Here is a 2092-nt window from a genome sequence, read left to right on the forward strand (position 1 = left end):
CACGACACGATGGCGGGCTGGCTGTGCGGGTGCGGAGCCTCCACGGAGGACATCGGCGAGCTCACCGGGCCGCGGGCCTTCCGCCCCGACTTCGAGTCGATGGCGCATCCCGACGTGCTCCTGGAGGACGGCGCCGAGCTGCCGCTGCCGGGGCGCCGGGTCCGCGCGGTCTGGACCCCGGGGCACACCCCGGGCCACCTCTGTCTGCTCGAGGCCGAGGCGGGCGTGATGCTCACCGGCGACCATGTCCTGCCGCGGATCACCCCGAACATCGGCATGACCCCGCACAGCGCGGACTCCCCCGCGCTCGCGACCTTCCTCGACTCGCTGGAGAAGGTCGCCCGCATCGACGACGAGCGCGGCGGCCTCACCGCGCTGCCCGCGCACGAGTACCGCTTCCGCGGCCTGGCGGCGCGGTCGCGGAGCCTGCAGGAGCACCACGCCGAGCGCTGCCGGGAGCTGCTGACCATCGTCGGCGAGGCGGGCGAGCCCACGATGTGGGAGGTCGCGGCGCGGCTGACCTGGTCGCGGCCCTGGTCCGAGGTGGGCCGGATGCGGATCGGCGCGCTGGCCGAGACCGCCTCGCACGTGCGCTACCTGGCGGACCGCGGGGAGCTCGTGTGCGTGGGCGACCCGCTCATGGGCGCCCCCGCGGGAGACGAGACCGTCCGGGTCCGACTGCCGCTGCGCGCGTCCGTGGCCTGAGCACCCGAGGACCGGGAAACACGAACGGCACCCTCGCTCGGTGAGCGGGGGTGCCGTTCCTCCGTGGTGTCGGGACGGGCGCGACGCCTACGGGACGCGCACCCGTCCCCCGTCTCAGACCGCGGCGGGGGTGCCGACGATGTCGGCCAGCCGCGAGGTGATGATCTCCTCGGCGTCCCGGACGATGCGGGAGACGAGCTCCTCGCAGGTCGGGATGTCCTTGATCAGGGTCTGCACCATGCCCGCCGACCAGATGCCGTGGTCGAGGTCGCCGGTCTCGTAGACCTTGACCCCGCGCACGCCCGCGACGAGGTCGCGGATGTCCTCGAACTGGGCGCCGTTGTTCAGCTTCTCGACGACCTCGCGGGAGACCGCGTTGTCGGCCACGCGCGCGGTGTTGCGCAGCTGGCGGAAGATCAGCTGGGTGTCCCGCTCGGACGCCTCGACCAGCCGGTCCTTGACGTTCTGGTGGATCCCGGACTCCACGGTCGCCATGAACCGGGTGCCCATGTTGATGCCGTCGGCACCCAGCGCCAGCGCGGCGACCAGGCCGCGTCCGTCGCCGAAGCCGCCGGAGGCGAGGAATGGGATCTCGATCGCGTCGGCGGCGGCGGGCAGCAGGATCAGGCCGGGGACGTCGTCCTCGCCGGGGTGGCCCGCGCACTCGAAGCCATCGATCGACAGGGCGTCGACGCCGAGGGTCTGGGCCTTGATCCCGTGCCGGACCGAGGTGCACTTGTGGATGACCTTGATGCCCGCGGAGTGGAAGTGCTCCAGGTGCTCGATCGGGTTCGCCCCCGCCGTCTCGACGAAGGGCACCCCCTCGTCGATGATCACCTGCCGGTACTCCGCGTAGGGCGGCGGCGTGATCGCGGGCAGGATCGTGAGGTTCACGCCGAAGGGCTTGTCCGTCAGCTCCCGGCAGCGGCGGATCTCGGTGCGGAGGTCCTCCGGTGTGGGCTGGGTGAGGGCGGTGATGAACCCGAGGGCCCCCGCGTTGGCCACCCCGGCGACGAGCGGCGCGCGCCCGACCCACTGCATGCCGCCCTGGGCGATCGGGTGCTCGACCCCGAACAACTCCGTGAACCGCGTCCGCATCCGTGCTCCGCTCCCGTCCGGACGACGCGGTCGCCGACGACGTGGTCCGCACCGGCGCGCGACGTCACTGAACGAACGATCGATGACATCAACCTGCCCCGATGCTGCCGGGAGGTGGGCGGGCACGTCAATCCGGTCTTCGTCACGTCCCCCCGGGTGGGGCCGCCTGCGCGGCGGCCCCACCCTGGGTGTTCTACACCCCGCCGAGGGTCCCGTACACCGGGGCGAGGGCGTCGAAGATCCCGAACGTCGGGTCGTCGATCGGGACGGGCACGTGGTCGCTCCCCGC

At 72.8% G+C, this 2092-nt stretch carries 2 protein-coding genes; one reads left to right on the forward strand and one right to left on the reverse strand.

What is annotated here, in order from left to right; all coding sequences use genetic code 11:
* A partial coding sequence (locus H5J29_RS30280) for an MBL fold metallo-hydrolase (RefSeq protein ID WP_181784369.1) occupies positions 1-705 on the forward strand: 705 nt, incomplete at its 5' end.
* A gap of 114 nt (positions 706-819) precedes the next feature.
* On the opposite strand, the gene H5J29_RS30285 is transcribed toward H5J29_RS30280, so the two are convergent.
* Positions 820-1803 (reverse strand): NAD(P)H-dependent flavin oxidoreductase, encoded by a 984-nt coding sequence (locus tag H5J29_RS30285; protein WP_181784370.1) that lies wholly within the window; start codon positions 1801-1803, stop codon positions 820-822.
* Between the last annotated feature and the right edge of the window lie 289 nt (positions 1804-2092).

The sequence above is a fragment of the Pseudonocardia pini genome (assembly GCF_013870575.1).
Taxonomy (GTDB): domain Bacteria; phylum Actinomycetota; class Actinomycetes; order Mycobacteriales; family Pseudonocardiaceae; genus Pseudonocardia; species Pseudonocardia pini.

Bases quoted from the DNA above. Each gene is read 5' to 3' on its own strand.
- H5J29_RS30285 (WP_181784370.1), bottom strand. From the start codon at position 1,803: ATGCGGACGCGGTTCACGGAGTTGTTCGGGGTCGAGCACCCGATCGCC.